This is a genomic window from Arthrobacter sp. C152 (assembly GCF_054890965.1).
In genome coordinates, this window is record NZ_JBTZSU010000025.1 from 31783 (window position 1) to 54732 (window position 22950).

General features: G+C 64.4%; 16 protein-coding genes and 1 pseudogene. 5 read left to right on the top strand and 12 right to left on the bottom strand.

Annotated features, from left to right (window positions below):
* Positions 1-18: 18 nt before the first annotated feature.
* Positions 19-849, bottom strand: coding sequence for an NAD(P)-dependent oxidoreductase (locus ACYSM9_RS15675; protein WP_461857883.1), 831 nt, complete (start codon positions 847-849; stop codon positions 19-21).
* An 18-nt stretch (positions 850-867) separates the two neighbouring features.
* Positions 868-1281, bottom strand: coding sequence for a carboxymuconolactone decarboxylase family protein (locus ACYSM9_RS15680; protein ID WP_461857884.1), 414 nt, complete (start codon positions 1279-1281; stop codon positions 868-870).
* 112 nt (positions 1282-1393) lie between these two features.
* Between ACYSM9_RS15680 and ACYSM9_RS15685 the strand changes: the two genes are divergently transcribed.
* The gene (locus ACYSM9_RS15685) at positions 1394-2026 is read left to right on the top strand and encodes a TetR/AcrR family transcriptional regulator (protein WP_461857885.1); all 633 of its coding nucleotides are present in this window, start codon (positions 1394-1396) and stop codon (positions 2024-2026) included.
* A 79-nt stretch (positions 2027-2105) separates the two neighbouring features.
* Here the strand turns inward: ACYSM9_RS15685 and ACYSM9_RS15690 are convergent, their stop codons facing one another.
* From ACYSM9_RS15690 to ACYSM9_RS15700, 3 genes are read right to left on the bottom strand one after another with little or no spacing between them, the layout of a single operon-like run.
* Complete coding sequence (locus ACYSM9_RS15690; protein ID WP_461857886.1) at positions 2106-3485, bottom strand: NAD-dependent succinate-semialdehyde dehydrogenase; 1380 nt, start codon at positions 3483-3485, stop codon at positions 2106-2108.
* A gap of 44 nt (positions 3486-3529) precedes the next feature.
* Entirely contained in the window at positions 3530-5191 is a 1662-nt protein-coding gene (locus ACYSM9_RS15695) for a flavin-containing monooxygenase (protein ID WP_461857887.1), read from the bottom strand.
* A gap of 52 nt (positions 5192-5243) precedes the next feature.
* Positions 5244-6176, bottom strand: a complete 933-nt coding sequence (locus ACYSM9_RS15700; RefSeq protein WP_461857888.1) for an alpha/beta hydrolase — start codon at positions 6174-6176, stop codon at positions 5244-5246.
* A gap of 242 nt (positions 6177-6418) precedes the next feature.
* Between ACYSM9_RS15700 and ACYSM9_RS15705 the strand changes: the two genes are divergently transcribed.
* The 3 genes and pseudogenes from ACYSM9_RS15705 to ACYSM9_RS15715 all read left to right on the top strand — a co-directional run bounded on the left by ACYSM9_RS15705 (position 6419) and on the right by ACYSM9_RS15715 (position 9376).
* Positions 6419-7477 carry an alcohol dehydrogenase gene (locus ACYSM9_RS15705; protein ID WP_461857889.1) on the top strand — a complete coding sequence of 353 codons (1059 nt, stop codon included), beginning with the start codon at positions 6419-6421 and terminating at the stop codon, positions 7475-7477.
* 178 nt (positions 7478-7655) lie between these two features.
* Positions 7656-9185, top strand: a pseudogene (locus ACYSM9_RS15710) (GAF domain-containing protein); the annotation flags it as partial.
* Positions 9080-9376 (top strand): helix-turn-helix domain-containing protein, encoded by a 297-nt coding sequence (locus tag ACYSM9_RS15715; RefSeq protein WP_461857890.1) that lies wholly within the window; start codon positions 9080-9082, stop codon positions 9374-9376. The pseudogene ACYSM9_RS15710 and the gene ACYSM9_RS15715, both read left to right, overlap by 106 nt.
* A gap of 45 nt (positions 9377-9421) precedes the next feature.
* On the opposite strand, the gene ACYSM9_RS15720 is transcribed toward ACYSM9_RS15715, so the two are convergent.
* Positions 9422-10255 (bottom strand): oxidoreductase, encoded by an 834-nt coding sequence (locus ACYSM9_RS15720; protein WP_461857891.1) that lies wholly within the window; start codon positions 10253-10255, stop codon positions 9422-9424.
* 92 nt (positions 10256-10347) lie between these two features.
* Here ACYSM9_RS15720 and ACYSM9_RS15725 point away from each other — a divergent pair, with 92 nt between their 5' ends.
* Complete coding sequence (locus ACYSM9_RS15725) at positions 10348-10980, top strand: TetR/AcrR family transcriptional regulator (protein ID WP_461857892.1); 633 nt, start codon at positions 10348-10350, stop codon at positions 10978-10980.
* 26 nt (positions 10981-11006) lie between these two features.
* Here the strand turns inward: ACYSM9_RS15725 and ACYSM9_RS15730 are convergent, their stop codons facing one another.
* The 6 genes from ACYSM9_RS15730 to ACYSM9_RS15755 all read right to left on the bottom strand — a co-directional run bounded on the left by ACYSM9_RS15730 (position 11007) and on the right by ACYSM9_RS15755 (position 22916).
* Positions 11007-12377 (bottom strand): MFS transporter, encoded by a 1371-nt coding sequence (locus ACYSM9_RS15730; RefSeq protein WP_461857893.1) that lies wholly within the window; start codon positions 12375-12377, stop codon positions 11007-11009.
* 2190 nt (positions 12378-14567) lie between these two features.
* The gene (locus ACYSM9_RS15735; RefSeq protein WP_461857894.1) at positions 14568-16841 is read right to left on the bottom strand and encodes a TOTE conflict system archaeo-eukaryotic primase domain-containing protein; all 2274 of its coding nucleotides are present in this window, start codon (positions 16839-16841) and stop codon (positions 14568-14570) included.
* 286 nt (positions 16842-17127) lie between these two features.
* A complete protein-coding gene (locus ACYSM9_RS15740; RefSeq protein ID WP_461857895.1) occupies positions 17128-17472 on the bottom strand; it encodes a hypothetical protein in 345 nt (114 codons plus the stop codon).
* A 3-nt stretch (positions 17473-17475) separates the two neighbouring features.
* Positions 17476-17931 (bottom strand): prevent-host-death protein, encoded by a 456-nt coding sequence (locus ACYSM9_RS15745; protein WP_461857896.1) that lies wholly within the window; start codon positions 17929-17931, stop codon positions 17476-17478.
* 1078 nt (positions 17932-19009) lie between these two features.
* The gene (locus tag ACYSM9_RS15750) at positions 19010-21493 is read right to left on the bottom strand and encodes a beta-glucosidase family protein (RefSeq protein ID WP_461857897.1); all 2484 of its coding nucleotides are present in this window, start codon (positions 21491-21493) and stop codon (positions 19010-19012) included.
* Positions 21494-21542: 49 nt separating this feature from the next.
* Positions 21543-22916 carry an MFS transporter gene (locus ACYSM9_RS15755; RefSeq protein ID WP_461857898.1) on the bottom strand — a complete coding sequence of 458 codons (1374 nt, stop codon included), beginning with the start codon at positions 22914-22916 and terminating at the stop codon, positions 21543-21545.
* Positions 22917-22950: the final 34 nt, after the last annotated feature.

Below are 22950 nucleotides of genomic sequence, written 5' to 3' on the forward strand. Positions count from 1 at the left end.
GTTCGGCGTTGCACTTTGTTAGGTCTGCGGTTTCTTGCCCATGGAATCGAACAGCTGGGTGGAGGACAGTGCGTTGAAGGGCATGGCCACATTGTGCTCAAGGCCCTTGAGGTGGGCGGCCTTGAGGTCCTTCAGAAGGACGGCGAGCGCAGTGTCCGCGGTCCATTCCGAGACGGAATCCCAGTTCCTGGCCACCCAACTGTCTCCGGTGCTGGCCTGGAACAGGTTCAGCAGTTCGTCCTCCGGCAGGTTGTACTGTGCGCCGAACTTGAGCCCCTCGGCCACGGCGTTCATGGTGATTCCGAGGATGAGGTTGTTGACCAGCTTCGCTGCCTGGCTGTTGCCCGGATCGCTGCCGTAGTAGAAAACGTGGGAGCCGACGGCGTCGAAGTAGGGACGCGCGGCACTCACCTGTTCTTCGGGACCGGAGGCCATGATCGAGAGAGTGCCGGCCTCGGCGCCAGTGGCACCTCCGCTGACGGCGGCGGCGATGAGCTTCGCGTAGCCGTTTTCCTCCACCTGCCGGCCCAGGTCATTCATGGTGTCCGGGTCCAGCGTGCTCATAACAATGATGGTGACGTTCTTGGGTCCGGCGGACAGCAGCCCGCCCTCACCGAGGATGACGTCAACGTTCTGGGCGTAGTCGCGGACCATGGACACGATCGTGTCGTCGGCCTTTTCGGCCACTTCCTTCAGGGACCCGGCAACGGTGATTCCCGCGGCCGCGGCCTTCTGCCGGGAACCCTCGAACGCGTCGTAGCCGATCACTTCGAAGCCGGCTTTGTTCAGGTTGACCGCCATGGGAAGGCCCATGGTTCCGAGTCCCACGAATCCGATTTTCTTGCTCATGATGAGTTCCCTTCGCGGTTACTTGGCTGCGGTTGCGGTGGTCATGCCGCGCTCGGCCATGACCTCCTTGACCAGGGTCAGGCCGTTGAGGACGCGAGGGAAGCCGATGTAGGGGATGCACTGGATCAATGCGCCCACAATCTTTTCCTTGGTCAGTCCCACGTTGAAGCCCACGTTGATGTGCAGCTTCAGCTGGACCTCGGTGCCCAGTGCGGCCAGCGTGGAGATGGTCACCATGGTCTGTTCCTGCTGGGTGAGGCTGTCCCGCGAGTAGATGTCGCCGAACGCGAAGGACACGATGTAGTCCGAGAGATCGGCATCGAGGGCCGCATAGGACTCCACCAGCTTGGCGTGGTCGAACGTGTTGGTGTGTTCGCTGGAGACGAGTTCCATCATCCGGTCGAGTCCGCGCTGGTAACGGTCAGTGCTCATGGTGCTGCCCTTCTAGGCTGTGGTGTGGAATAGTGGTTGGGTAGCGTTTACAAAACGCTACGTTGCGTTTCAATATTAGCAGTCACCCTGTGGGGACGGAAGGGTCCATTTCTTGAAGAACGTCGAAGACACGGCCGACGGCGGCCCGGCCGGGGGCGCAGCCTCGGGTCACCAGAAGCGCCGCGCGCGTACGGAACGCCTGGTCCTGGACACCACGCGCGAACTGCTGGCCGGATCCGGTTTCGGCAGCCTCACGATCGAACGCGTCGCCGAACGGTCCGGCGTCGCGAAATCCACCATTTACCGGCGGTACCGGTCCCGTAACGACCTGGCCCTCGCCGTCCTCCTGGACATGCTGGGTGATGTCAGCACGCTGCCCTACGCCAAGGACACCCGCGCTGAACTGACCCGCCTGGTCAACCGGACCGTGGAGCTTATGTCGAACTCCCTTTTGGGACGGATCATGCAGGGCCTGGTCTCGGAAGTGGCCGCCGACGTCGAGCTGGCCAAAACCTACCGGGAAACGGTGGTGGCCAAGCGCGTGCGGGAAGTCACCGAGCTGGTGGAACGCGGCGTCGAACGCGGCGAACTGCGTGAAGGACTGGATCCGGAGCTTGTCACAGACCTCCTGCTGGGGCCCATCTACTACCGGCTGTTCCTCAGCGGTGAGCGCCTGGACGAGGAGTTCTCCGAGCAGCTGGTCGCGGCCGTTTACCCGGCCTTCGCCAAGGACACGCAAGGCTAGAAGCGATTAACTGGCAGCACCGGGTTGCGGGCAATCGGCCCGCAACCCGGCGCTGCTGTCCATCCGGCTGCCTCCGGGATTATTTGGCTCCCGGGCTGCGGACCAGCTTCTTGTTGGCGAACTCGTTGAAGCCGAACCGGGCAAGCTCCCGCCCGAATCCGGAGCCCTTCACGCCGCCGAACGGCAGATCCGGGGAGCTCTTGCTGGTGCTGTTGATCCACACCATCCCCACCTCAAGCCCCTCCGCCAGCCGCTCCGCCTTGGCGGGATCGGAGGTGAAGATGCTTGAAGACAGGCCGAACGGCGAATTGTTGGCCAGTTCGATGGCCTCTTCCTCGGAGCCGACGCGGTAGGCGACGGCGGCCGGCCCGAACAGTTCCTCGCTGAACGCGCGCATGTCCGGGGTAACGCCTGCGAGGACCGTGGCCGGGTAGTAGGCCCCGGGCCCATCCGGGCGCTGCCCGCCGAGCAGGACGGATGCCCCCTTGGCCACGGCGTCCTGGACCAGCTCGTCGAGTTCTTCCACGCCGGCGTCCGAGGACAGCGGTCCGAGCTTGGTTGCCGGGTTGGTGGGGTCCCCCAATTGCCACCCCGCCATCGCGTCAACGAACTTCGGCAGGAACTCGTCGTACACGCTGTCCGCCACGATGAACCGCTTCGATGCCGTGCAGGCCTGGCCGCCGTTGCTGAGCCGGCCCACTGCTGCCGCGCCGGCCGCCGCATCCACATCGGCGTCGTCGAGCACGATGAACGGATCCGAACCGCCCAGTTCCAGGACGCACTTCTTCAGGTGCCGGCCCGCCACCTCGCCAACAGCCGCTCCTGCCTTCTCGGAACCCGTCAGGGACACACCCTGCACGCGCCGGTCAGCTACGGCTGCGGCCACCTGGGCCGAGGAAATGAACGCGTTCACGTAGACGCCATCCGGCAGTCCGGCCTCGCCCAGGACCCGCTCAATGGCGAGGGCTGACTGCGGGCAGTTGCGGGCGTGCTTGAGGATGATCGTGTTTCCGAGCGCGATGTTTGGGGCGGCGAACCGTGCCACCTGGTAGTAGGGGTAGTTCCACGGCATGACGCCCACCAGGGGACCGATGGGTTCGGTGCGCACCACCGCGGTTCCCGGGCCCTTGATGGTCAGCTCCTCATCCGCGAGGTACTCCTCCAGGTGGTCCGCATAGTGCTGGTAGATGGAGGCCACCAGTTCCACTTCTCCCCTGGCCTGGGCGATCGGCTTGCCCATTTCCAGGGTGAGCAGCTTGGCCAGTTCCTCGGCCTGCTCGAGGTGGATTTCCGCGGCCCGGGTGAGGACGGACCGGCGCTGCCCCAGGGTGGTGGTGCGCCAGGACCGGTAGGCCGCGGCGCTCTGCCCGATCAGGGTGTCCAGATCGGCGTCGGAGATCTCCGGGTATTCTGCGGTAGCGTCCCCGGTGGCCGGATCTGTGGTGGTGTACACGCCCATGGTGTGTTCTCCTTCGTGGTAGAAGCTGGTGGAACGTGCCGTTTTCAGGCGGCGACGGCGGCGGCCGGCTTCAGCGCGAAACCGCGGTAGCCGTTGGCGGCCACGTCCTCAAGGACGCCGCGGTAGTTGCCCAGGCCGCCGAGGTAGAACAGCACGCTGGGCTTCTTGCCCGGGACGTTCGCGCCGAAGATCCAGGACTCAACCTTGGTGAACACGGTCATGTTGGCGATGGTGGTGCACAGATCGGTCCATTCGGCCTCTGCTTCCGGCGTCGGTTCGATGGCCTGGATGCCGGTGCGCTCGGCGTATTCGATGGTCTCGCTGATCCATTCCACCTGGGTCTCGATGCTGGGCGGCAGGTTGGTGAACGGGCCGTTGGGTCCCAGCACCATGAACCAGTTGGGGAAGTTGGCTGTTGAAATGCCCAGGTAGCTGGTGGGCTGGCCGTCCCAGTGGTCGTTGATGTTCAGTCCGCCGCGGCCCACGATGTCCATGCGGCGGTAGTTGCCGTCCACGGCGTCGAATCCGGTGGCGAAGACGATGACGTCCAGTTCGTGCAGCACGCCGTCCTCGGTCACCACGCCGTTGGCAGTCACTTCGCGGATGGGGTTTTCCTTGATGGCCACGGCCTCGACGTTGGGCCGGTTGAACACCTGGAAGTAGCCGTCGTCGCAGAGCGGGCGCCGGGCGAACAGGCCGGTGGGCGTCAGCTTGCGGGCAGTTTCAGGATCCTTGATGGTTTCGGCGATCTTGTTCCGGATGAAGGAGGCGGCAGTTTCGTTGGCTTCCTCGTCCGTGGCGATGTCGCTGAAGGTTTCGAACATGAAGCGGAAGCCGCCGCCGTACTCCCAGGCCTTCTCGTAGACCCGGCGGCGCTCTTCCTCGGAGACGCTCAGCGCCGGGACGGTGCTTTCCTCGAAGCCGAAGGCCACACCGGACCGCTTCACCTGCGCCCAGATGTTGTCGTAATCGGACTTGATCTCGGCGATCTGTTCCGCGGTTACGGGGCGCTTACCCACCGGCACGGAGTACTGCGGGGTGCGGACGAAGACCGTTAGGTGGTCCACCTCGGGAGCCAATGCGGTGATGACCTGCTGCCCGGTGGAGCCGGTGCCGATCACGCCCACCCGGCGGCCGGCCAGCGATTTGCCCTCCGGCCAGGCTGCCGTGTGGATGGTTTCGCCCTCGAACGTGTCGATGCCGGGGAGGTTGGGGAAGTTGATGGCCGAGAGCAGTCCCACGGCGTTGACCACGTAGGTGGCGCGGTAGATGGCGCCGCCGCCGGTGGTGACCTCCCACAGCCCATCGTCTTCACGGTAGACGGCGGACTTCACCTCGGTGCCGAAGCGGAAGTGGCGGCGGAGGTCGAAACGGTCCACCACGCCTTCGAGGTATTCCAGGATCTCCGGCTGGGTGACGTAGCTGTGCTTCCAGGTGCCGTCCTGCAGCAGGTCCTTGTCGAACGAGAAGCGGTAAACGTGGCTTTCGGTGTCCGAGAGCGCGCCCGGGTAGCGGTTCCAGTACCAGGTGCCGCCGGGGCCGTCGGCTTTGTCGAAACCGACCACGGTGAGGCCTTGTTCGTTGGCGAGCTTATGGACGGCGTAGATGCCGCCGAAGCCGGCACCGATGACCACGGCGTCAACGGTCTGGATGGTCCCGGCGGAGTGGTTGGTGCGGGCAGTTTGGTTAATGCTTTGTGCAGTCATGGCGAACTCCTTTGATCGTTCCGATGCAGGGGGTGAATGGTGTGGATCCGCGTTATTTCGCGTACCAGGCGGCGAGCTGCTCGAACTCCCGGTCCACCAGGGCGGAGCGTCCGGCCAGGAACGGGTACACGTGCTGCTGGCCTTCGCCGATGGACAGGGTGACATCCACGCCGGCTGCCGTGGCACGTTCTTCGAGCCGGGTGGCGTTGTCCAGAAGCGATTCCACGCTGCCGGCGGTGACGTAGAGGGGCGGGAAGCCGGTGAAGTCCGCATGCAGGGGGTTGGCCAGCGGAGTCCGCGGGTCCACGGTTCCGCCGAGGACGCCGGCGATCATGCCTTCCAGCAGCGCGGGCGTGATCAGGGCGTCGGTGTCGTTGTTGGTCACGAGGGTCTCACCCTTGTTCTCCATGTCCAGCCACGGGGAGAAGGCAATGACCCGGCCCGGTGTTGCCTTGCCCTGTTCCTTGAGGGCCAGAGCGGTGGCGATGGCGAGGTTGCCGCCGGCCGAGTCGCCGATGGTGGTGATGTTCTCCGGCGCGATACCCGAGGCGACGAGCGCGTCGAAGGCGGCGACGCCGTCGTCCACCTGCGCCGGGTGCTGGAACTCAGGTGCACGGCGGTAATCCAGGACGAAACTTACGGACCCCAGCGCCTTGGCGACGTGGGCCGCCAGCTTCCGATGGCTGGAGGCGGAGCCGACGGCGAACCCGCCGCCGTGGGTGTACAGGAGGACTTTGGTGCTGTCCGCGCCCTGCGGGAGGCACCAGATGCCGGGAACGCCGCCCACGGTGTCCTCGCGGTACGTGACCCCCTCGGGTTCGACGGTTGGCTGGTGCCACTCATCGAAAATGGAACGGAACAGGCGCATGGTGAGGTCCGGCGTCGTCTCCATGATCTGCGCCCAGTCGGCGTAAAGGGCACGCAGGACGTCCTGGGATTCGGCGCCTGCCGATGCGGCGGGCTGGTCAACGACGTTTGCGGTCATGGCTGTCTCCTTTGACTGTGGTGTGGGTGCCGGCGGTCCGCTGCTGCAGCGTCCGCCCCGGCGTTGGTTCAAAGGTAGGGGTGTGTTTCATGCCACAGGTGTTCCAATGTGAAACACCCTCCGGCGCAGTGGATTGATACTGCGAATCGGCCCAATCGCCCCCGGAATAGGTATTGGAACCCGCAGCAATAGTTGGCGATGATTGATGGAACCCATTGCCCCCAATGAAGAGGTGCTCCGCCATGCACGCATTCGCCGTCCAGCCGGACGATGCCACCATCCATGACCTGGAATTGCCTACGCCACGGCCCGAGGGACGGCAGGTCCTCCTGAAAGTGATGCGCGCCGGGGTATGCCACACGGATACCCACCTGCGCGACGGCGGCTACGACCTGGGCAGCCGCGGGCAGATGAGCCTGAAGGACCGCGGCATCCAGTACCCCATGGTCCTGGGCCACGAGGTAGTGGGCGTTGTGGAGCGGGCGGGTGACGATGCCACGTCGGTCCGCGCGGGCGACGTCCGGCTGGTCTACCCGTGGATCGGGTGCGGTACTTGCCGCCAGTGCCGGGGCGGCCACGACAACCGCTGCGCCGCCGGGCAGAACCTTGGCGTTGCCCGGCACGGCGGGTACGCCGAGTACATCATGGTCCCGGACGAGAAGTACCTCGTTGATATCGACGGCCTCGACCCCAGCTGGGCCGCGACGCTGGCCTGTTCCGGCCTCACTGCGCACAGTGCCGTGGACAAGGTCCTTCCCCTGGAGCCGGACGAACCGGTGGTTATTTTCGGCGCCGGAGGTTTGGGACTGACGGCCATCGCCATCCTGCGGGCCCGCGGCCACCGGAACATCTGTGCCGTGGACGTATCCGAACGGAACCTCTCCCTGGCCCGCGACATGGGAGCCAGCAGCACCGCCCTGTCCGGGCCCGGCCGGGACCCCGGCGACATCGGCCGCGCCGCCGGCGGTCCGGCCAGCGCCGTCATCGACTTCGTCAACAACGGTGCCACGGCCACCGCCGCCTTCGACGTCCTGGCCAAGGCCGGAACCATGATCCAGGTGGGCTTGTTCGGCGGGGAGGTCACGCTTCCCACCGCAATGCTGGCGCTGCGCATGATCCGGATCGAGGGCAGCTTCGTGGGGACGCTGGCGCAGCTGCGTGACCTGGTCGACATCGCCAAGACGGACAAACTTCCCAGCATTCCCGTTGCCGAAAGGAAGCTGTCCGCTGCTGAGGTATCCCGCGCTCTGGACGACCTGACCTCCGGCGGGATTGCTGGACGCATTGTCCTGACTGCCTGAGAATGGGAAAGTGATCGAGAAATCACGCCGCGAAGACGCGGTCCGGAACGCCCGGGAGCGGCTGATCACAGAAGGCCTCGTCCGGGCGTCCGTTCCGGCGCAGCTGGTGCCCGAGGAAATCGAGCAAAGCTGGCGGCGCTCGGTCTCCCACCACGTGAACCCCGCCAGCGGCCCGCACGTGCTCGGCGAAATCGATCCGGACAGTGCCATCCTGCGTGCCGCAGGCAGGGTCCTGGACCAGTGGCAGGACAACCTCACCGACACCCGCCTGGCCCTGTTCCTGGCGGATGAGGACGGGCGGATCGTCTCCCGCCGCATCATCGACGCCCAGGACACCAGGACCCTGGACAACGCCTCCGCCGCCGAAGGCTTCGTCTTTTCCGAGAAGGCCCTGGGAACCAACGGCCTGGGCACCCCCATCGAAGGCCGCGGGGTGGTGTTTGTCCGCGGCACCGAGCACTTCAACGACGCCCTGGCCCGGCTGGCCTGCGCCGGCGCGCCCATCAAGCACCCCATCACGGGCCGGATCGTGGGCTCGCTGTCCATCGCGTCCCACATCGACTCCGCCAGCCCGCTGATGGTGTCCATGGCACGGCAGGCCGGCCACCAGATCGCCGAAGCCCTTGAACTGATGGCCGACTCCCGCCACCTGGAACTCGCCCGCACCTACCGGCGCTTCCAGTCGTCCAGGCATCCAGTGCTCGTCATGAATTCCGAAACCGTCATGACCGATCTCCCCGCGCTGGCCCACTTCGACGCCGAGTCGCACGCCTACCTGTGGGAAATGCTGCGCCTGCACCAGTGGGACCAGGACCGGCTGCAGCTGGAACTCCCCCTGCTCGGCACCGAAGCGGTGGTCCGGCGCCTGGGCCGTCCAGGCCAGGACGCCATCTTCGCGCTGGAGTTCATGGAACCGGCGGGCAGCGAAGGCGCCGAGGGGGCAGGCGCCGGTAGCGCCGGTACCGACGGTGCTGGCTTCCCTGGCCCCGACGCCAAGGCCGGGGCGATGACCACCACCTTTGCAGCGGCAGGCGCCCCCGCCCTCCGGGAGGTGCTCAACGGGCTGCCCTCCCGGCAGGCACGGACCGCCACGTCCTACAGCGCCATCCAGCGCACCCTCTCCGCAGCAGCCGCGGCCGACGGCGTCATCCGCGTCTCCGGAGCGCCCGGCGTCGGGAAGCGCCACCAGGCCGCAAAATGGCTGCGCCAGCACACCGGCCGGGAACCCGCGGCGTTCACCGCAGAGGAACTTACGGGCGCATCGCCGGCCTGGCAGCGCATGGAAGCCGCGCTCCGAGAGGGGCGTGGCGTGATCGTCACCGGGGATGGGGCAGCGGACGGGCTGCTGGTGCGGCTTGCTGACTTTGCCGGGACTCACCGCCCCGGCGTGCACCCCGGTGCCCGCATCGTCCTGACTGAACGGGCCGCCGTCGGACGCGGACCCCACGACCACGTGCCGGGAATGCCGCAACCAGTGCAGGTCCCCGCGCTCGCCGACGTGCGCGGGGAACTGCCGGACATCGTTCGCGAAGTTTCCGCAGAACTGTTCCCGGGCGCTCCGGCGCCGCGGTTCTCCCCCGCAGCTCTCCAGGCCGTGCTCGCATGGCACTGGCCCGGGAACGTCGGGGAACTGGTCCGGCTTTTGTCCGGCCTCCGCCGCGCGGCCGGCGCCGGCCTGATCCAGACCAGGGACCTGCCGGACGGGATGCGCAGCCGTCCCTGTCGTCCCTCAGCCGCTACGAGCGGTCCGAGCGTGATGTCATCGTCGCCGCGCTCGCGGAGGCCGACGGCAACAAATCCCGCGCTGCCGAAATCCTGGGCATTGGCCGCACCACGATGTACCGCAAGATGCGGTCCCTGAAGATCGACGCCGGCGAACGGATGACCTCCTCCGGGTGACGGGGACCGGGGCGCGCACCTCCAGCCCCGGGTTCAGCTCTGTGTTCAGCGCCGGGGCATGCCGACGGCGCGGCTGATCAGGGCATCGAACTGGCGGTCGCCCAGCAGCCTCCGGGCAGAAATCAGCGGGCGCGCGCCGAACCCCACGACGTAGCGGGTCTTCGGCTTGGATGCGGTGACGGCCTTGGCAATGGCGTCAGCAATGACCGACGGCGAAGAGTTCCGGCTGGCGCTCGTTTCAGCTTTCAGCGACTTGGCCATGGCCTGAGCCTGCGCCGCGTAGGGCCCTTGTCCGGAGGTCTTCAGGAGGAGGTCGGCCGCGATCCCGCCCCACTCGGTGGCAATTCCGCCGGGTTCAATGACCACCACGTCGACTCCGAACGGCTTGACCTCGAGCCGCAGGCAGTCGCTGAGCGCCTCGAGGGCGAATTTTGTGCCGTGGTACCAGCCGCCCAGCGGGGTGTGGATCTTCCCGCCCATGGAACTGATGTTGACGATGGTTCCCGAACGGCGGGACCGCATGTGCGGCAGCACCAGCTGGGCCAGCCGGATCGCCCCGAAGACGTTGACGTCAAACTGGCGGCGGCCTTCGTCGATGTCAACGTCTTCAAGCGCCCCGTACGACCCGTAGCCGGCGTTGTTGACCAGGACATCGATCTGCCCGGCCTCGGCGATGATCCGGTCAATACCTGACTGCATGGAGGCATCGTTGGTGACATCCATGGCGAGGGCACGGACGCCGTGGGCCGCAAGATCCTCGAGCCGGTCGGTCCGCCGCGCGGCACCGTAGACAGTAAAGCCAAGGGATTGGAGCTTCCTGGCCGTGGCCTCGCCGATTCCGGACGACGCTCCCGTGACAAGGGCAGTTTTGGTGGGCATGTGCAGGCTCCCGGCGATAATATGAATAGTGGTTCACTTAAATCATGAACCTACATTCACTTTTTTACAAGCCATCGTAGGAGAAGAATTCCGTGACTTCCCCCTCACGCCCCCTTCGCGCCGACGCGGTCCGCAACCGCGCCCGGATCCTCGACGCCGCCCGCGCGGAGATCGCCGAACACGGCGCCGAAGTGGGGATGGAGGTCATTGCCGCGACTGCAGGGGTGGCCGTGGGCACCCTGTATCGGCATTTTCCAACGAAGACGGATCTGGTGGCGGCCGTGCTGTCCGAATACGTCGAGCAGATCACCGCCGAGGCCGAGTCAGCCCTCGCCTACGCCCGGACCGGCGAAGAGACGCCGCTGGCGGTCATCGTCTCGTTCCTGCGTGAGGTTGTCCGGATCTCCGCGCTCAATGCCGCCGCCAAGTCGGCGGCCCCGGGGCTGGGCGCTGCCGCGGGCACCGATGAATCGCGGGCGGCCGCGGCACTGTCCGACCTTATCGGGATGGGGATCGCGGCCGGGCAGGTCCGGGAGGACCTCACCGTTGCGGATATCTACCTGATTATTTCAGCAGCGCCGCTGGATCAGCCCGCGCCGGTTCGTGACCGGTGGGCCGCCCTGGTCCTGCCCTGCCTTACCGCCGATGCCGAGCGGCACTTCTCGGCGGCCGCCGCAGGTGCCCCGCCCCGCAGGGGGACGGGGCACTCCCGCGGGAAGGATTGAGGCCTCCGCATCTCCCGCGAGGGGATTCAGTCCACCAGCGCCCCGGCGTCGCGGACAGGCTCGTCCTCTTCCCGCGCGGCCTGTCCGGCAGTCCCCCGGGGCGCGCCCAGCAGCTCAGTGGGGGTCTTGGAGGTTTCGCGCATTCCCAGCACGGCAACGGCGGCGATAGCTGCGGCAAGGGCGCCGAAGACTGCCACGGGCACCCAGCCGGACGGACTCTTGACCAGGAGCATTGCCGCCACCATGGGGGCGAAGCCGGCCAGCAGGTTGCCCAGCTGGTTGCTGACGGCCATGCCGGTGAAGCGCACGGGCGCCGGGAACTGCTCGGCGAAGAAGGACGTCCACACACCGTTGTAGCAGCTGAAGAACAGGGTCATGTTGGCGAAGGCGAAGACCGCGATCAGGAGGATATCCGTCGTCGAAATGGCCCAGAGGTAGCCGAAGAGAGTCAGGGCGCAGCCGATTGAGGAGATCAACATGGTGCGCTTCCTGCCAATGGCATCGGAGAGGTAGCCGGCGGCCGGGAGCGTGACGATGGACAGGGCGATGGCGCCGGAGATGATGCCGAGCATGACGCTGCGGTCCACGCCTGCAGAGGTTGCGTAGGACAGGCTGAATACGGCGAAGAGCGTCTGCATCGCGGCCATCAGTGAAGCTCCGGCCACGCAGATCACGCTGCGCCAGTGGTACTTGAACACGTCGCCCAGCGGCAGTTTCCGCACCGCACTGTCTTCCTTCGCCTCGGCGAAGACCGGGGTCTCGTCCAGGTGGCTGCGGACATAGTAGGCAATGACGACGACCACGGCGCTCAGCCAGAAGGGCACGCGCCAGCCCCAGCCGTAGAGGTGCTCGGCGGGCAGCAGCGCCACCGGGAGGAACACGATAGTGGCCAGGGAGCAGCCGACCGCGTAGCCCACCATGACGAAGCTGGTGAAGAAGCCGCGGCGTCCGGCCGGCGAGTGCTCCACGGTCAGGGTTGATGCACCGGCGGATTCGGCGCCTGCGGAGAAGCCCTGGGCCACGCGGAGCACCACCAGCAATGCGGGGGCGAGGAGGCCCACCTGGTCATAGGTGGGGAGGCAGCCGATGGCGAAGGACGCAACGCCCATGAGGACGACGGTGGCGAGCATGACCCGCTTGCGGCCCAGGCGGTCACCGAAGTGGCCCATGACCACGGCGCCCACGGGCCGGGCAACGTAGCCGACGGCGAAAGTTGCGAAGGAGCCGATCAGTGCCACCGCGGGGTCCCCCGACGGGAAGAACAGGACGTTGAAGACAAGGGCGGCTGCCGCGCCGTACACGAAGAAGTCGTAGTACTCCAGGGCGCTGCCGAGGAGCGCGGCGGTGGCCGCACGGCGGGGTGTCATCGCCGGCGGCGATGTCTTACTCATTGTCATATGTTTCTCCTTCGAAACAGCAATGTTCAGCGGGTTTGCTATGAAATGCCTCCGCCACCTGCTCCGGAACCCCGAACAGTGCCGCAGTTCCACGCCTGTGATGGCCATCACGGCATCTGGATTAAAGCTAGAGGTGGCTCAAACCGAGCAGTGTTCCAATGTGAAACAGGAGTGGTCTCCGGACGGCTTGAGCGTCAATTCCAGGGCCGGGACATGAGCGGTAGCGCATCAGTCAAGTCCAAGACGTTGAAGGCCAACGGCGACGCGCGTGATAGCCAACCAGAGACTCGCTTGAGCACGCCCCACCGCGAATCCAGGCCGGGTATAAGAGCGTCAGGCTCGGCTCAGGTACGTTCTGCTTGGCAGCGACTCCGAGACTAAGACTTCGAATCATTCCGGTGCTGACTTGCACCAAGCGCCAGGCTGTCATGGCGGGCCCCGGCGTTGCAGCCTGCCGCACGCCGTCCCTAGCCTGAGATTCTGTGAGCGCTGGAGAATCACGGGACGCGGAGCACCCTGCCCCAACCCGGCACGGACGGATTGAAGCAGGATAAGTGTCGACAGTGTCAACACCCTCTTTGGCAGGACAAAGACCGGCGCCGGCCTCTCACGCGCGGGCGCTAATCCAGCCTCTCGGATCTACTGCACAGCAATCGCTCGAATTCATGCCGTTCCGGCTCCCAAGGCACATGATTAGGTGCAGGCCTCCAGGGCCCACCCAACACACCCGGAACGAAGAACATATAACCCCCAGCTCAGCGGGCGGAGCGCCCACCTTTCCAGCACACTGACCCCGCCGTCAGAACGACGCGAACCCTGTTTTGTACGCACGTCAAAGCAAAATTGCCCCCTGACGAGGGGATACGTCGTGCGGGAGGAGGGACTCGAACGACATTCCAGCCCTTGAAAACACTGGGACGCCACTGAAACATAAGGAATCCGGGCCAGTCCGGACCCTGTAGGAGCCGGTCCGAAGCAAAAACTGTGGACAATGTCCACAGGCTCAATACGGCGCAGGACCGCCCCGTTTCGAAAGCGCTGGCGGATGATTGAAACGGCAGGAAGCGGGAAAGGACTGCGAAAGCCTAGCTGCCCGCCAATGTCAACCTGCCTCTCGACGGAATGCAGTCGTAGCGACTCCGCCCGACGCGCTTAATCAGGCCTTTACGGACAAAGCCTTCCAGAAGATCCATGAGTTCAGCGCGATTGAGATTCGCGGAAACTCGTTCGTCGTGCGCTCTCCGAAGCTTGTGCATCGCCGGCAGATCATCCAAGGAAAGCGCGGCTTCTCCGTCTAGAGATCCGTGCAGAGCGAGCAAGTGCTGGACGTCGTGCCGGTTGAGCCCCGGTGTACGGCCCGTGTGGTTGCGGTGGTTCAGTTTATCGAATACATCCTCGAGTGTTGGCTCGGAACGATTCTCCGGGTAGCGACAGCCTCGGCAGACCCACGGGTTTTGAGTGGAACGGCGGGACTTTGGCAACTTGAAGATTTTGTCCCCGGGGGTCCAGGAAGCTCCGCAAACACCGCAGGCACCGGAGTACTTGGCAAGGATGCCAAATCGCTCCTCATAGTTTCCTCGCGGCTGATTCCTAGCCGAGTTGAGTCGGGAACCAGGCAACGGATCAGAGGTTGTCATGTCTCTAAACCTACTGTGTCAGTTGCCGGAAACTGCCATCCATGGTGCACTCAGGAGGAGTCCTCAGACATCCTCAAGCCGCTTGAGCAGGTCGGTGTGATGACTCATCACGAACTCCAGACCCGAGCTGATCTCCTGCCCGCGCCGGTGACCTTGGACGTCCGAACCGGGAACTTGGCCATAAAGTTCGAACTCGGGTGTTGTCGCCTTGGCAGAAGGCACACCCGGACGCGAGTCACCGTCTACCGAAACATGGAGGTGCGTGTCCATAGTTCGATGATACTTAGCGGTCTCAGATAGTTCATTGGCGTGAGACATATTCGGCCACCCGAAGGTGCCCTCTCTTCAAACAGTTCAGAGCGGCTGTGGCAAGGCAGACGCAACAGCGTACGGTTCTGAGTACGATGTCATTTGCTCATGAGCTTGCGCGGATCAGGGAACCCGAGCGAGACATACCCCGGAGCCCGCTTGTTCAGGGACGCGGCCAGTACGGGTGTTGATTCGTCATAGTAGTCATGAACTGTCGCCACAGTCTTCCCCGGGTACGGCCGGATTACCCGGCCGACGTACTGGACCAATCTGCCCTGAACGACACAGGCGCTGCAAGGAACAGGGTATCCAGTTTGGGGCAGTCAAAGCCTTCTCCAATGTAGGAGCCGGTGCCTAAGACCAGCAAAGGCTGCGAATCGTCCGTGCTGGTAAGGATGTCTACGGCGGTCTGTCGTTCCTTGGCCTTCATCGCTCCAGTGAAAACCACCGGCTCCAAGCCAGCCGCCTCGAACCGTGACCTCAGGGACTCAAGATGGGCCTTCCACGTCGTCAGTACAAGGATTCGGGAGTTCCGTTCGTAGGCTTCAATGACGTCATCGTAAATTTGCTGCTGGCGTTCCTCGTTGGTTATCAAGTCCTTGTAGATGGCAGAGATCCCACCCGGTTCGCTGGGGCTTGCGGCGCCGTCATACGCATAAGAGGTCCGGTGCAGTTCCAAAGTCAGCGCCGGTTCGGCAATCTTGTGTGCGTGCGTTGGCAGCTGCTGAGGCACAGACGGGGAAATCGTGTGTGAGATTTGGCCGAGCTGGTGGTAGATCAACGAGTCCAATTTGTCCCGCCTGTACGGTGTTGCCGTCAGCCCCAGCCAGTACCGGGCCTGGATCTGGTTCATGATGTGGGTGAACGCTGCCGCCGGGACGTGGTGACATTCGTCCACGATGACGAAACCGTAGCCTGCTGTCAGCTCGGCAACATTTTGCCGCCGGGCCAGCGTAGGCAAGAGCGAAACATCAACCCGACCCGTCGTCTTGGCACGGCCGCCTCCGATTTGGCCGCACTTCTCGTCCAGGAACTCACGGATGCGGCTGCGCCATTGTTCCGCCAAGGCTTTACGATCAACCAGAATGAGCGTTGACACGCCACGAAGTGCCATCGCAGCACACGCCATAACAGTCTTTCCGGTACCGGGCGGGGCCACCAGAACTCCGTGCTCGGCGGCAGTGGCGGCGTCCACGGCATCTTGCTGTTCCCCACGCAGGCGGGCCGAGCACTCGAAGCTATGGGCCGCGCCTTCCACCCGTTGATCATCAATGCGCAGCGAGCTGCCAGTCGATTCGACCAGTTGCTCCAAGAGGGACAACAACCCACGCGGCAGGATTAGGTCGCCTTCAAGCGTTTCGTCGTAGTTGCGCAGGTATCTGGGAATGTTCCAGGTGGACCGCCTCTGGCGTTGGCGTTCATAGAACTCAGGATTCGGCATGGACGCGGCATGCTTGACGGCTGAGATCATTGCTGGTCCGAGGTCTGCGGCTTTGATTGTCAGACGGGACGCGAAACCTGCGCGGACAATCAGCGCGGGGCGCGGAATAATTTTGGACGATTGGGGCAATTCCAGCCGGCGAACTTCCGTTCCCAGCCTGACTGCCGGAAGTTTGCGGATATGGGCGCGAACTTCACGCTCCGAAAGCCGATCCAGACTGGAAAGATACGCCCACTGGTCCCCATATGGTTCGAGGGTCGTGGTGTCGAGGAACAAGGTGGTGCCGTGCTGGCGGCGTTTGCCGTTCAGCGGTGCGGCTATCAGGTTTCCCATACCTGTGCCTGTATGAACGTCTTGGGCGGGAAAAAGCCTGTCGTAGCTGGCCAGGTTCATGCTGCCTCGCAGCGCCATCGCCTCATGAATGAGGCCAGTGCCAAGCTGGCGTGCTGCAGGCGCCGGGACTGCCGCGCTGAAGAAGATCCACACATGGGCACCACGACCGGATTGGGATACCTCCAGGGCGCCGGGTATACCTCGAAAGCGGGCAGCCTTCACGTACGCCAATGCATCCAGCATTGCGGCGCCCCCGTCAAAGTCCGCTGCGACCCACCAGCAGGTGCCCTGTTCTGTCAAGGGATAGAGGCCAATGTGCTGCTCTCCGCGCAAATGATCGGCAACAACCACTGGAGTAAGCGGCAGGAACCTGGCGCCTGCGATGTTCGCGCCTTTACGCCAGCCACCGGCGACGGCAGGAATCCAGCCGGAGCGCCCGTCCCGCGAGTTTTCCCACCGCACTGCATACACATCATTGCGCGCCCTGAACAGATCTTGGAACAGCCGGACTTTGGCTTCCGGAGACGAATCCATGGTGACCGGACCATGGTGCACCACTGAAGGAATTACAGCCTGAGCCAGGTGGGCTGCCTTTGACTCCGCTTCCGTGAGTTCCAAGAGCTTCCTCAGTCTGGCATTGTCCAGCCGCAACTCCTCGAGCTCGCGTCTGAGGGCCTGGCTTGCTAGATCGGAAAGGCCCGGTAATGCAGTTTGGCCACCCGGTTCAGGAGCGTGTTCAATCACGGTTCCATTTTGCTCGGCTGAGGCCAACATGCCGAAATCAAAATTTGTCGTACAGCGGGCAAGGGCCCGCGCGGAGCATGTGCAATCCGGGAAATTCAGGGAATCGCGGGACAGTCCGGGACGAAAAGTCCAGACGTCGTCTACGTTCCTTTGCGCCGATCCCCGCACCAGAGCATTCAACAAGGCCCTGCAGATTGAGGACTGCCAGTCTTACAAAGCGGTGGAATCCTTGTTATTCGCGTTTGCTGCGTCTCCACGCTGAAGGTCGTGAACTGTCCGTATTCTGCTATGGCTTTGTTTCGTTTGGATGACTTGTATGAACTTGCTCTAAAAAGACAACCTGGTCCACGACGTAAAACCAGATGCGCGCATCACCTTTCAAGGTGGGCTTGTGCTGCCATCTGTCGTGGGTAACACCGCCTCGCGACACGCTGCCCAGATCACCACGCAGCCTGTAGTTCGTAGGTGTCGTCACCTGCGGAGTTCGGGTGAGAAAGTCCCACGAATCCACCAGTGAGTTTCTGATCGTGGCTTTGAGGTCCGTCCAACCGCGCTTAGCCTGCACCGATGCAAAACGCAGCTCGTATTCACTCTTCTTGGTCGGCCGCTCGACCTTTTCGCTCTTCGCCATACCTTAGGGACGCTCGACGGTTTCGGCGTCATCAAGCCATTCGAGGGCTTCCTTGCCGAGGCCGGCGGCGATGGCAGTTGCAGTCTCTCGCCAAGCATTGAGCTCCGCAATGGCCAGATGGGGCTGGTTGGTGGCGAAAGAAGCTCGCGCTGCCGCCACGATCTCCGAGGCGCATGCTTCTCGATCGCTTTGGCTCAGGGCAAGCATCCAGGGAAATCGATCACTCATGCGGTCCGCAAGCGTCCCCTCAGTACTCGTTGTGACCGCGATTAGCTGCGCGGCCAGTTCCAGCAGCGACGCCCGTGCCCGATCTGCGCTCTCTGACATGAGCACCAGAGACTCGCCGTCGCGCCGAGTAATTTGAATCGGGTGATCCACTGCAGCGGCAAAGGCCTCAGCGGAGGCGCGGCTTAGTTCAGAAGACTGAAACGTCGTTCGGGAAGTGGCTAATGCGCTCATGCACCTACACTACTTCAGATCGTATTCTGAAGTACAGGCGTAGCGCTCGGATGGCGCGCCGAAGAAGGCATCTCTTGCACGAACGGGCCTGATGGCGGCCGGTAGCGTTCCGTTGCGCGGTCAACAGCTTTTGCCCTTGCCTGCTTGCCAGGATGAGCCTAGTCGTGAGGCACGCAAAAAACGCACTAAGTGTGGACACAGTACACACCGCCTTTGGCAGGACGAACACTGGCGCCGGGCTCCAAAGGTCGGCGCCCCGATACATCTGCTTGGCTCCCGTGCGCAGACATCGCCACAGTCATGTCGTTCCCGCTCAACCGGCACATGAATAGGTATAGGCCACCCCGAGCCCACCCCACACAACCGGAACGCGGAATCACATAAGACCAGCTCAGCGGGCGGGGCGCCCACGAGCCAGGACACTGACCCCGCCACCCCACACACCTGCATAGGCTCCGCGGCAGCCAGGCCAACGCCCGCACCCCCAGCGTCAGAAGCGCCCCAGCGCAAGCTTTGTCCACACGTCAAAGCAAAATCGCCCCTGACGAGGCAAAACGTCGTGCCCGATGTGTGACTCGAACTGCATTCCAACCCCTGCAAACACTGGACTCCCCGGAAACATGCGGAATCCGGGACAATCCGGGCGCTGTAACAGCCAATCCAAAGCCGAGGGTGTGGACAGTTGCCCACACCCTCTTTTGAGCTTCCTTCGACGCGTTACGTGCCGCTCGTTGCTCGTGTCCAACCTCTGCCTGAGCAGCTGACGGGGAGTCAGCATGACACCAGTTCATGCAGTAGACCTGCGCTCTTGGTGTCGACATCCTGTTGCCCCCGACACCAAGAGTGAAGAAGTTTTTCTATTCGTGTTGTTGACGGGTCAGGCCGAAGGGAACGGCTGGGTGGGCCCGGACAATGTACCGGCCCGTCGCCACCCTCGTGACCATGATCCCGGTTTGGTGACGGGTGGCTGCGTCCTTGATCGCCTCTATAGCCTCGCTCAAAGCGGGGTCGACTTCGGAGCTGTCGTTTACGTTGACCTCGACCATGCCGGGAGAGGTCTCCCGCCTTACCGCCGTTGTCATGGCTTCAGTGCGATGGTCGTCGCGGACGGCAGGTCCGTGACGGAGAAGCCAACCCGGATCTGGTAGTTTCCGGGTTCGTAGTTCCACCCGTTGTTCCAGTAAGCAAGGAGGCGGGTGGGGATCTGCAGGGTCATTGAGACGCTTTCGCCTGGCTTTGCCCACACGGGTGCCGAGCCAACCAGCCAACGGACAGGCCGCTCCACAGCTGAGTCCTTCTTTTCCGCGTAAACCTGGACGACCTGCTTGCCGGCTCGTTCGCCGGTGTTGGTCAGAGAGACCACCAGAGGCACGCTGTCGCCGGCGGCAACGAGGCCGGCAGGGCCTTCGACACTGTCGAGGGACCAGGTGGTGTAGCCGAGGCCGTAGCCAAAGTCGTAGGCGGGGGTGGCGCCGGTTTTGAGCCAGGCGCGGTATCCGATATGGATGCCCTCGTCATAGCGGAGCTTGCCGTCCGAATCCGGGGTCGTGTTGATGACCGGGACGCTGCCCTGCGTTGCCGGCCACGTAGTGGGCAGGCGGCCGCCGGGCTCCGTGGCGCCGGCGAGGATGTCGGCTAAGGCGTTGCCGAATTCCTGGCCTCCGAAGTAGCCGATCAAGATCCCGGCGACCTCGTGGCGCCACGGCATGATGACGGGCGAGCCGGCGTTGACGACCACGACAGTGCGGGGGTTCGCCGCGGCGACGGCGTGAACGAGCCGGTCCTGGTAACCGGGAAGGTTCAAGGTGCCACGGTCGTAGCCTTCGGACTCGACCCGGGAGTTTGTGCCCACGACGACGACGGCGACGTCCGCTTCCCGCGCGGCCTTCGCAGCTTCGATGATCAGCACTTCGGGGTCGATATCGGTCGGTTCGGTGCCGATCGTGACGCTCAGGGCGTTATCCAGCGGGCCCATCCGCCCCGACGTGTCCAGTTCCACCAGGACGTCCAAAGCAACCCCTGCGGTGACCGCGATTTCCACGGTTGATGACGGCGGCGCGAGGAAGGATTCCGCGATGTCCTTGCCGTGCACCTCGATGTTGGCTTCGTGGACAAGAGCTCCATCGACGTGGATCCGTGCCCTGCCAACAGTAGCCGCGCCCAGGCGAATTGAGCCTGATTCCTCTGGGGTGTAGATCGTGTGCAACCGGACAGCGGCGGATTCCCGGATGGGGGCGTCTCCGCCGAACCATACAAGAGCCGTGGACCGGCGGTCCTCCGTGAACAGCTCCTTGCCGTCAGCGTCGAGGAACGCAACCCGCAGACCGGGTGTGCCGGTGGCGGGGTTGGTCATCTGCGCCAGGGGCAGTTCGGCCACGCCTTCCTGGACGATGGCGCCGGTGCTGAAAGTGACGTTCTCTGCACCGAAAGCGGCGCGAATCCCATCGAGCGGGGTGACGACCTTTTCCGGCAGCACGGTCGCTGACCCGCCACCTTGGGTACGCGCGTACTTGGCATTATGTCCGGTGACCGCGATCGTGCCCGCGGCGGCTGGGTCCAGCGGCAGCACGCCGTCGTTCTTCACCATCACCGTCCCCGCAGCGGAAGCTTCCCGGGTAAAGGCCACCAGGTCCTCCCGGTCCACGGGTTCGGCGCTGACGGGTTCGAAGCCTTCAAGGGCGCCGATCCGGGCGGCGAGCTGCAGGATCCGAAGGACCTTCCGGTCGATGCTGGCTTCTGCTACCTCTCCGGAGCGCACCGCTGCGACGAGGGCGTCGCCCCATGGACCGTCGGGGCCGGGCATGACGAGGTCCTGGGATGCGTTGGCGGAGTCGACGCTGCGCACGGCGGTCCAGTCGCTGATCACGACGCCGTCGAAACCCCATTCACTGTTCAAAGGGGTTTCGAGCAGGTCGTTCTCGGTGGCGGTGGTGCCGTTGATCGAGTTGTAAGCGCTCATGACCAGCCAGGCGCGGGATTCAACGACGGCCTTTTCGAACGCCAGCAGGTACAGTTCCCGCAAAGGGCGCTCATCCACGATGGCATCAACGGTGAAGCGGTCGGTCTCGGAATCGTTGGCGACGTAGTGTTTCGGCGTCGCCCCGACACCGTTGCGCTGGACACCTGCCACGTAGGCTGCTGCCAGTTCGGCGGTGAGGACGGGGTCTTCGCTGAAGGCTTCGAAGTGCCGGCCGCCCAGGGGTGACCGGTGCAGGTTAATGGTGGGGCCGAGGACGACGTCGACGCCCTTGCGCCGGGCCTCGACGGCGGATGCTGCGCCGAGACGGTCGGCGATGGCGGGGTCCCAGCTGGAGCTGATGGCCGTGGCGGAGGGGAAGTTCATGGAGGGCTGGCGTTCATCCCAGACTTCGCCGCGGACCCCGGTGGGGCCGTCGGAGACCAGGATGCGGCGCAGCCCAATCTTTTCCATCGGCCAGGTGGTCCAGAAGTCGCGGCCGGTCAGCAGCTGGACCTTTTCCTCAAGCGTCAGTTGGGGCAGGAGGGCTTGGAGGCGGTCGTCGGTGGCTTTGTTGGAGGTCTTCTGTGCGCTGAGGGTTTCCATGGGCTGGTGGTTCCTATGCGTGGGTTGGAAAGGGTGGGTGCGGGGGCGGTCAGCCGTGCAGGAGTGCTTCCTGGCGGCGGGTTTCGAGGATGTCACGGACCTTGGCGACGTCCCGCGGGTAGCAGCCGTAGAGGGCGGTGAGGACCACTGCATTGACGAGCATCAGGATGACGAGGGTCCAGAGGAACACGGCCTGGATGCCAAGTGACGCTGCGAGTGCGCCGGCGCCAAGGGAGAAGACAGCCCATCCGATGGTTTCGAAGACGGTCAGGAAGATCGCGAACGCCTGGTTGCGGAGTTCGGGCAGGACGACGGCGGCGACGATGGGGCGGTTCGCGGGCGGGTTGGCGCCCTGGGCGAAGCCCATCAGTGCCCAGAAGATGCCGTAGATGCCGATGTTGTCGTAGTTGAACTGGGTGGCGAAGAACGCGACGACGGCGAAGAGGACCTGCGCACCTTGCAGGTAGGCGACGCGGCCGCGGTCCGGCAGGACGCGGTCGAGTAGTGCCATGAGCCAGCCGCCGCCTGCGGTGCCGGCGAAGTAGCCCAGCCCGAAGGGCAGGAGCACGATGGCGGCAACGGCGTTGGTGAAGTGGCGTTCGGCGACGAGGAACTGGATGCCGAAGATCACGATCAGCAGGTGGCCGGACAGCAGCCGGGAGAGCATCATGACGGAGAAGGTGGGGATGCGGAACAGGGAGAGCACGGTGCCGAGGGTGACTTTCGGGGCCAGCGTTTCGCGTCCTGTCAGGTCGGCGAGTTGCTGTTCGGAGGCGCCAACTCCGGGGTCCTTGAGGAAGAACATGACGAGCAGGCCGGCCGCGATGCAGATGGCGCCGATGGCCCACATGCCGTACCGCCAGCCATCGGTCAGTCCGGTGAAGAGCGCGATGAGGGGGCCGATGAATGAGCTGATGAGGCTGATGAAGCCGTAGAAGTAGCCTGCGGCCTTGCCGCGCTGGCTGTCATCAAAGGAGTCGGCGATGATGGCGTTCGCGATCGGGCTGCCGCCGATGATGGCTGCGGACATCAGGGTGTTGAAGACCAGCAGCTGGACGAAGTCCTGGGAGAAGCCGGCGGCGATTCCGAAGGCGCCGCCGACAAAGGTTGTGGCGACCAGGGCTTTGCGGCGTCCGATTCTTCCTGCCAGCCAGGCCCAGGCGGGACCGGCGGGGACAGCGACGAGTTTGCCCAGGGCTGCCAGCAGCCCGAGGTGGCTGCTTTGCAGCTTAAGCGCCGCTGCGATGGTCGGGAACAGGGTGGTGCTCAGGCCTGCTTCGGTGTTGTCGACGACGGTGACACCGGTCAGGACGGCAAGGTTGCGCCACCGGTGCGGGACGTGGCGGGCCTGGGCTGAGCCTTCCACCGGGGTGGCTGAGCTCGTGTTTTGGACGGGGGTTGTGGGGCTGTGGTGGGTGCTCATTGAAGGGATCCTGTCTTCGTTGCCAGGTGATGGA

Excerpts from the sequence above, each read along its gene's own strand:
- ACYSM9_RS15675 (WP_461857883.1), bottom strand. The coding sequence starts at position 849 with ATGAGCAAGAAAATCGGATTCGTGGGACTCGGAACCATGGGCCTTCCC.
- ACYSM9_RS15680 (WP_461857884.1), bottom strand. The coding sequence starts at position 1,281 with ATGAGCACTGACCGTTACCAGCGCGGACTCGACCGGATGATGGAACTC.
- ACYSM9_RS15690 (WP_461857886.1), bottom strand. The coding sequence starts at position 3,485 with ATGGGCGTGTACACCACCACAGATCCGGCCACCGGGGACGCTACCGCA.
- ACYSM9_RS15695 (WP_461857887.1), bottom strand. The coding sequence starts at position 5,191 with ATGACTGCACAAAGCATTAACCAAACTGCCCGCACCAACCACTCCGCC.
- ACYSM9_RS15700 (WP_461857888.1), bottom strand. The coding sequence starts at position 6,176 with ATGACCGCAAACGTCGTTGACCAGCCCGCCGCATCGGCAGGCGCCGAA.
- ACYSM9_RS15705 (WP_461857889.1), top strand. The coding sequence starts at position 6,419 with ATGCACGCATTCGCCGTCCAGCCGGACGATGCCACCATCCATGACCTG.
- ACYSM9_RS15715 (WP_461857890.1), top strand. The coding sequence starts at position 9,080 with ATGGCACTGGCCCGGGAACGTCGGGGAACTGGTCCGGCTTTTGTCCGG.
- ACYSM9_RS15720 (WP_461857891.1), bottom strand. The coding sequence starts at position 10,255 with ATGCCCACCAAAACTGCCCTTGTCACGGGAGCGTCGTCCGGAATCGGC.
- ACYSM9_RS15730 (WP_461857893.1), bottom strand. The coding sequence starts at position 12,377 with ATGACAATGAGTAAGACATCGCCGCCGGCGATGACACCCCGCCGTGCG.
- ACYSM9_RS15740 (WP_461857895.1), bottom strand. The coding sequence starts at position 17,472 with ATGGCGAAGAGCGAAAAGGTCGAGCGGCCGACCAAGAAGAGTGAATAC.
- ACYSM9_RS15745 (WP_461857896.1), bottom strand. The coding sequence starts at position 17,931 with ATGAGCGCATTAGCCACTTCCCGAACGACGTTTCAGTCTTCTGAACTA.
- ACYSM9_RS15750 (WP_461857897.1), bottom strand. The coding sequence starts at position 21,493 with ATGGAAACCCTCAGCGCACAGAAGACCTCCAACAAAGCCACCGACGAC.
- ACYSM9_RS15755 (WP_461857898.1), bottom strand. The coding sequence starts at position 22,916 with ATGAGCACCCACCACAGCCCCACAACCCCCGTCCAAAACACGAGCTCA.